This is a genomic window from Algoriphagus sp., from assembly GCF_024642405.1.
Classification (GTDB): domain Bacteria; phylum Bacteroidota; class Bacteroidia; order Cytophagales; family Cyclobacteriaceae; genus Algoriphagus.
Window position 1 is genome coordinate 1 of the sequence record NZ_JAHEBC010000174.1, and the last position, 7909, is coordinate 7909.

The 7909-nt window shown below is 35.9% G+C and carries 7 protein-coding genes; all 7 read left to right on the top strand.

All coding sequences use genetic code 11. The features are described from left to right. The coding region (locus Q0L68_RS12995) for a hypothetical protein (protein WP_296703848.1) at nt 1-934 on the top strand (934 nt) is incomplete at its 5' end. A gap of 1 nt (nt 935) precedes the next feature. Next, the gene (locus Q0L68_RS13000) at nt 936-2075 is read left to right on the top strand and encodes a glycosyltransferase family 4 protein (protein ID WP_296703850.1); all 1140 of its coding nucleotides are present in this window, start codon (nt 936-938) and stop codon (nt 2073-2075) included. Continuing rightward, complete coding sequence (locus tag Q0L68_RS13005) at nt 2075-3205, top strand: glycosyltransferase (RefSeq protein WP_296703854.1); 1131 nt, start codon at nt 2075-2077, stop codon at nt 3203-3205. The genes Q0L68_RS13000 and Q0L68_RS13005 overlap by 1 nt, the downstream gene beginning before the upstream one ends. Beyond that, nucleotides 3202-4290 carry a glycosyltransferase gene (locus Q0L68_RS13010; RefSeq protein ID WP_296703857.1) on the top strand — a complete coding sequence of 363 codons (1089 nt, stop codon included), beginning with the start codon at nt 3202-3204 and terminating at the stop codon, nt 4288-4290. Before Q0L68_RS13005 ends, Q0L68_RS13010 begins: the two co-directional genes overlap by 4 nt. A 10-nt stretch (nt 4291-4300) precedes the next feature. Further along, on the top strand, nt 4301-5746 hold the full coding sequence (locus Q0L68_RS13015; protein ID WP_296703860.1) for an O-antigen ligase family protein: 1446 nt from the start codon (nt 4301-4303) through the stop codon (nt 5744-5746). Then, nucleotides 5652-6671: a glycosyltransferase family 4 protein gene (locus tag Q0L68_RS13020; RefSeq protein WP_296703863.1), complete on the top strand. Its 1020-nt coding sequence runs from the start codon at nt 5652-5654 to the stop codon at nt 6669-6671. Before Q0L68_RS13015 ends, Q0L68_RS13020 begins: the two co-directional genes overlap by 95 nt. Then, the coding region (locus Q0L68_RS13025; protein ID WP_296703866.1) for a hypothetical protein at nt 6668-7909 on the top strand (1242 nt) is incomplete at its 3' end. The genes Q0L68_RS13020 and Q0L68_RS13025, both read left to right, overlap by 4 nt.

Sequence of the window (7909 nt, forward strand, 5' to 3'; positions counted from 1 at the left end):
TTTATTTTGTACGCATCAACGATATCCAGGTGCCGCCTATGCAATGGAAGCTGCCAAAGACTTGGGAATTAAAACGATGACCGCGATTTTTTCCTGGGATAATTTACCAAAAGCAAGGTTAGCACTTAGAACAGACTATTATACAGTTTGGTCAGAACACATGGCTTCAGAACTTAAGTTTTATTATCCTGAAATTCCAAAGGAAAGAATTTTAATTACTGGTACGCCTCAATTTGATTTTTATAAAAAATCAGAAACAATAGTGTCAAGAGAGGAATTTGCCGAAAAATTCAAGTTAGATCCGAAAAAGTCTTGGGTTTGTTTTTCTGGTTCTGACTCCAAAACTTCTCCACATGATGCCGCATATCTTCAAGACGTAGCCGAGGCATTAAAAGACCAAAAGGATATTCAATTAGTATTCCGACAAGTACCTGTGGAAGGAGTTGAAAGATATCAGGAAGTGTTAACTAAGAATCCTGAGATTATTCACCTAAATCCAATTTGGCACAAAGGAAAATACTGGAATGAGTTTTATCCTTATCCTGAGGATATTGAGCATTTGGTCAATCTTAGTTTTCATTGTGCTACAGTCGTGAATATCGGTTCTACCATGGCTCTGGACTTTGGGTGGTTTGATAGCCCTGGGCTGTATTTGAATTATGATCATCAGGCAAATCAAACTTGGACAACAAATTTCATTTATAAATTCCAGCATTTCCAATCAATGGGAAAATGGGATGCTGTTGCATGGGCATATTCTAAAGATGAAATAAAACCAAGAATACGGGAAATTATTGATTCACCGGAAAAAGTAGCTCCGGACCGAAAGAAATGGATGAATAAAATCATCGGAACGGAAGAAACATTTGCTTCGGAAAGATTAGCAAATGTGTTGGATAAGTTAGTGAAGGAAAAAGGAAAAGAATTAGTTTAAGATGCATATTTGTTTTTTGTCTCAGGAATTTCCCTTAAACGGAGCTCTTCACGGAGGAATAGGAAGCTTTTTGTTGACATTTTCCTCTGCATTGATCAAAAGGGGAAATAAGGTTACAGTTATTGGGATCAATGGAAAAATATTCCATGACACCATTCAAGACGGTGTTAGAGTTGTAACATTTCCTAAAAGCAATGCTAAACTGATCGGATGGTGGAGAAATTTCGCCAGGATTGAGAAATTCATTAATGAACTTCATGAAAATCAACCAATTGATATCATTGAGGGTTCGGAATTAACCTTGGCTTTTCTAAATAGGAACCCTAAATTGAAATATGTCATCCGACTTCATGGAGGGCATCATTTTTTTGCAGAAGGTGAAAATAGAAAGGTTAATACATGGAAGGGATTCCAGGAAAAGAGATCCTTTTCTAAAGCAGATGGATTTATTGCCGTATCGGAGTATGTGAAAATGCATACTGCAAAATTCCTTTCTTATCACAATAAACCGGTGGAGGTAATTAACTATCCTATCGCTTTGGAGAAGTTTTATCCTGCAGATCCTACAAAAGTAAAACCTAATTCCTTGGTTTTTGCAGGAACGATTTGCGAGAAAAAGGGTATTCGCCAGCTTATACAAGCATTACCAATTGTAGCTGAGTCAATTCCTGATATTCATTTGGAGGTTTTTGGAAGAGATTGGCATTTCCCAGATGGGAAATCATATGTAGAGTTTCTAAAGGAAAAATTTACGAAAGAGGAACTGAAGCGAGTGACTTTTCATGGACCTGTATCGCATAGCCAGCTTCCAGGATATTATGAGCAAGCTGAAATTTGTGTTTTCCCTTCCCATATGGAAACACAAGGATTGGTTGCCCCAGAAGCGATGGCAATGGAGAAGCCAGTGATTTTTTCTAATACAGGACCAGGGCCTGAAACAATTGATCACGGGATCAATGGTTGGCTTTGTAATCCAAAGGATCCAAAAGACATTGCTTCCGTGATATTAGAAGCTTTGAGTCAAAAAGAAAATTTTTATAAAATAGGGAAAGAAGCCAGGAAAAAGGTTTTAGGGAAATTTGAGACTGGGTTGATTACTGACCGAAATTTAGAATTCTACAGAAAAATAAAGAATTCTTAATGCATTTTTTAGTGATAGGTCATGTTGATCACAAAAAATCGGATAATCAGTATTTTGCTTATGGACCTTATGTCCGTGAAATGAATCTTTGGTTTAAACACGTGGATCAAGTAACGGTGGTAGCACCACTAAATTCTCAAGCTTTACCAGATCCGATAGATCTTCCTTACCAGCATTCCAATTTACGTTTATTAGATATCCCCTCCTTTAATATTCAGTCAATATCAGGGATTCTAAATACGTTGATAAATTTACCAAGAATATGGGGGGTCACATGGAAAGCTATGAAGCAAGCAGATCATATTCACTTGAGATGTCCGGGGAATATGGGGTTAATGGCTTCGATTATACAAATATTTTTTCCTAGCAAGGAAAAGTCGGCAAAATATGCGGGAAACTGGGACAAGAATAGCAAACAGCCATTTACTTATAGATTACAGCAAGCAATTCTTACTAATACATTTTTGACAAAGAATATGCAGGTTTTGGTTTATGGAGAATGGCCAAATGAAAGTAAAAATGTAAGACCATTTTTTACTGCTTCTTATTCTAAAAATGAAATAGAAACAATTAATCAGAAATCTATATCGAATACTGGACCTATTCGGTTGATTTTTGTTGGGGGATTAAACTCGGGAAAACAGCCACTTATTTCGGCAAAAGTTTGTCTTGAATTACTTCAGAAAGGGAATGAAGTTTATTTAGATTATTATGGAGAGGGGCCTGAAAGGTCAAAAATCGAAAGCTTTATAAAAGAGAATGAACTTTCTGAGAGAATTATTTTACATGGGAATGTTCCTGCTCCTGAGGTGAAAAAAGCATTTCAAAACTCTCATTTCCTGATTTTTATTTCTCAAAGTGAAGGCTGGCCAAAAGTCGTCGCTGAATCTATGTTTTGGGCCTGCTTACCGATCACAACAGCAGTCTCCTGCGTACCTCAAATGTTGGGTTTTGGTGAAAGAGGTGAAATAGTAAACGATGATGTTGAAGAAATAACTTCAAAAATCCAGACCCTGATCGATAGCCCTGATTTATATTTGGAAAAAACTTCAAAAGCGGCGAATTGGTCCCGACAGTTTACCCTCGAAAAGTTTGAATCCGAACTTCAGACAGTATTAAATAGGCCATGAATCTGAAAGAATTAAGGATTCTTCAGATGATCGATAGTTTGGAAGTAGGTGGAGCCGAAAGGATGGCTGTGAATCTCGCAAACACATTTACAGAGCAGGGCATAGTCAATAAACTGATTGTGAGCAGGAATGACGGTCCTTTGACAAAACTCGTCCGGAATCAAGAATCTGTTAGGATTCTAGGAAAAAAGTCAACTTTTGATATCAAAGCATTTAGGAAATTGATCTCTGAAGTAAAAAGCTTTAAACCAGATATTTTTCACATTCATGGAACATCAATTTACTGGGGAGTTGGGCTTAAGTTTTTTTTTCCAAAAGTCAAACTCATTTGGCATGATCATCTTGGTATTTCACCTGAGGTAATTACCGAAAACCCACGCTCTGAATTGAAATGGATAGGGAAAAATATTGATTTCATTATTACGGCAAATGAGAGTACAGCAGAGTTTTGGAAGGAAAAGAGAATTATCCGCGATTCCTCAATTAAGTACCTTTCAAACTTCCCTTATTTAAAAATTGAAGAAAAAGTAAAAACAGATACTTTCACATTTCTACATTTGGCAAATTATCGATCCGAAAAAGGGCAAATGAATATAGTAAATGCATGCAAAATCTTGAAGGATAAAGGATATTCATTTCAGGTTAGGATGGTTGGACAAAGGGTAGATAAGAATTGGGAAGAAAAGGTCAGTAGTAAAATTAAAGATCTAGATCTGAATTCTGATGTAGCTTTGGAAGGTCCTTCAGATAATGTAGCAAAGGTTTTAACTCAGGTAGATGCAGGTTTGGTTGCTTCTGATAGGGAAGGACTTCCTGTTGCATTATTAGAATATGGGCTTGCAGGCCTTCCTGTTATTTCAACAAATGTAGGGCAGTGTGCTGAAGTATTGGGAAAAGGTGATTTTGGAATTTTGGTTCCAGTTAATAATCCAGAAGAAATGGCAAAAGCAATGGAGCATTTAATTTCATTACCGGATAAAGGTGTAGCTCTAGGGGAAAATCTTCAAATTCAAGTAAAGAACCATTATGGTGAACTACAGTTTATTTCTGAATATCAGAACGTTATAAACTCATTATTTAAGTAATTTTGAAAAATTGATAAAGTTTTTAATCCTTAATAAAAAACCACTGGTTTGGATTATCATTCATGCCTTTTTAGGAGTAACGGCTACAATTACTCCTTATTTGGTTATAGCATGGTTTTATGTAGTGGTTTTAACCTCAACTCCGTACTTTTTAAAGAAGCAGAGATCCCCATATATTCTGATTGCCCTGGTTCTTTATTTAATTTCATTTGAGCTACTTTCCAGAATGGCAAGAACTTCTCCCTTCATTCCTTATGAATTAGGGAAATATCTTCTTGCTTCAGGTATGATTTATGGGATCTTCCGGACAAAGACTTTTGGAAAGCTTGGATGGATTATGCTTTTATGTATGTTACCATCTCTCTTTATTGATTATTCAGGTGAAGTACAAAGATCAGATATCGTCTTCAATGTACTTGGTCCTATCAATGTGGCATTAGCCTGTATTTTTTTTAATAGACAAAAAGTTACTTCCAGACAGTTTAGTAATATCCTTAGAATGATGATTTACCCCATCATTTCAGTTTTAACCTATACAATTCTTAAAACTCCGGATTTCGACGAAGTAGAGTTTATTTTGGGAGCTAACGTTGATCTGAGTGGAGGTTTTGGTTCCAACCAAGTTTCAACGCTTTTTGGGCTTGGAGCATTATTTCTCTTTATAATTTTAATAAATCGATGGAAATTTTCTGGGTATTTATTGGTTGATGCTGCGCTTTTGTTTGGATTCTCATTTCAAGGTTTGTTGACATTTTCAAGAGGAGGAATGCTAGGTGCCGTTTTAGGAATTCTAGTGATACTATTTTTTATAAGAATAGCTACACCTTACCAGAAGAGAAAATATAATTTACCAAATATTGGGAAGTATGTTCTACCGGCACTCTTTGTTGGAATTATCGCATTTGTGGCTGTAGACGAAATTACTGGAGGAATGCTTTCTTTAAGATACCAAGGTGAAACGGCAGGTACCCTCCAAGGTACTAAAGAGAAAAATTTGTATTCAGTAACTACTGGCAGATTGGATATTTTTATAAGTGATGTAGACCTTTGGATGGATCATTTGTTTTTTGGTGTCGGAGCAGGAGCATCCAGATTTTTGCGTGAACATTTAAATGGAACAGTAGCTCACGTCGAACTAAGTCGATTACTGGCCGAACATGGAGCATTTGGTTTAGTTTATTTTTTGATTTTATGTTGGCTTGGAATCAAACTAATTAATTCCAATCCGAATCCTATGTTAAAAGGAATTCTTATTGCATTTTATCTTGTGGCAATTTATACCTCATTTCATGCTGCGATGAGGACTTTCGTGACTCCGGCCTTGGTTGGACTGAGTTTGTTGTTGATTAAAACATCAAAAAGTGAGAATACTTTATCTAGGAAACAAACTTCAAAAACACGGCTTCAACCCTACCTCAATAGAGGTATTAGGAGAGAAGTTGAAAGAGCTGGGTGAGGTAATTCAGGTTTCTGAATTTAGATCTCCCATCATTAGATTTTTGGATATGGTGAAAACCATATACATAAATAAGGCTAGTGTAAGCCTCGTCTTAATTGACACGTATAGTACGAATGGATTTTTAATGGCATATTATTCAGGTAAATTATGCCGTTATCTGAAGCTTCCCTACGTTCCTATTTTGCACGGTGGAGATCTCCCAAAAAGGTTGGAAAGATCTCCGGAAAAATGCAATGAATTTTTTAAGAATGCTGAATTTTTGGTCGCGCCTTCAGGTTATATGAAAAAGCAATTTCAGCTGAAAGGATATAATAACATCAAAATGATTCCCAATCAAATTGATGTAAACAAATTCAAGTATAAAGAAAGGGTATCTGCCAATCCTAATATTTTATGGGTTAGGTCTTTCAATCAGATTTATAATCCACTTTTGGCAATTCAGACTTTGAAACAGGTGCTCGAAAGTTATCCTGAAGCAACTCTTTGTATGGTAGGGCCCGATAAAGATGGTTCACTGGAACTTGTAAAAAATAGAGTAAAAGAGTACGGTTTGGAAAAGCATGTCAAGTTTGCAGGTAAATTATCAAGAAAGGATTGGTTTTTAGAATCTAGCAACTATGATATTTTTTTAAACACAACTAATGTAGACAATACCCCATTATCAATTATGGAAGCTATGGCCTTAGGGATGATTGTTGTTACCACCAATGTTGGTGGAATCCCATTCCTTTTTGAAGATGGAAAAGAAGGGATTATGGTGTCTCCCAATGATGCGGATATTTTATCACAAAAGATTGTGGAAATTGTCTCAAATCCAGACTTTGCTGCTTCTTTATCAAAAAATGCGAGAGAAAAATCCAAATACTGGGATTGGCTCTTTGTTCGTGAACTTTGGAAAAAAAACCTTGCTAAGGTAAAATGAGTTTGAAATCGCTTTTATTAGAAAATACAATTCTCCGTTTTGGAGATTTTATTTTGAAAAGTTCTTTTATTTCAAAACTTAAATATTGGAGAAAAACCACTTCCAATTCTGAAAGCGAACTTTATAAAATCCAGAGTGCAAAATTGAATAAGATTCTTAAATATGCTTCTGAGAGTAGCCCTTTTTACAAGTATTTGAATATTGAGGAAAATAAGAATCCCTATATCTGGCTGAAAGAATTCCCAATCCTAACCAAAAAAACGTTCAAGGCTAACCTAGAACATATTCTTACTGAGAAAGATGAAAAAAGATTAATTTCTATCATGTCCTCAGGGTCAACGGGGCCTCCTTCTAAAGTTTTTTTTAATAAAGAAGAACTTTCAAGCAATCGTGCATTGCAGATACTTTGGTGGGAGTGGGCAGGTTATGAATTTGGGAATTCTGTATTACAGACTGGGGTTAATATGAATCGAAGCTTGGAGAAATCTATTAAAGATAGATTGCTAAGCACGAGGTACATTGATGCGATGAAACATGAAGATAAGCAGATTCTAAAGGAATTGATTCATTTACAAATGAACCCCAAAGATCACTTTGTTGCTTATGCTTCAAGCCTTTACCTTTTTGCAAAAACTGCTTTGGAAAATAAGATTCTTGACGTCAAATTCAAATCAGTTATTTCACTCGGTGAAAAGTTGTTACCTCAATTCCGTGAAACAATAGAGCAGGCATTTTCATGCAAGGTATATGATACCTATGGAGCTTCAGAAGGTTTTTTGATAGCAAGTCAATGCAAAGAGGGTAATTACCATATCATGAGCCCTCATGTATTGGTAGAGATTTTAGATGAAAAAGGTGTAGAAGTTAAGCCTGGAGAAACGGGTAGAGTTGTCCTTACAGGTCTTGACAATTATACTACCCCTCTAATCCGATATGAAGTTGGTGATCTTGCAGTGAAGGGTGAAAATATCAAATGTAGTTGTGGGTTGGAATTGCCTATTCTGAAGGAAATTATAGGAAGACTTACTGATTTTTTAATTACTCCAAGTCAGAAATATATAACAGTACAGACTGTGGTTAGAATCTTGAAACAATTCTCAGAGATTGATCAGTTTAAAGTGATACAGACAGGGGTAAATGATTTTATTCTGGAATACGTATCACCAAAAAGCCAAGTAGATATTCGTGAACAAGCGATAAAAGAACAATTTGAGGAGGTCTTTGGAGAAAAATTAAAT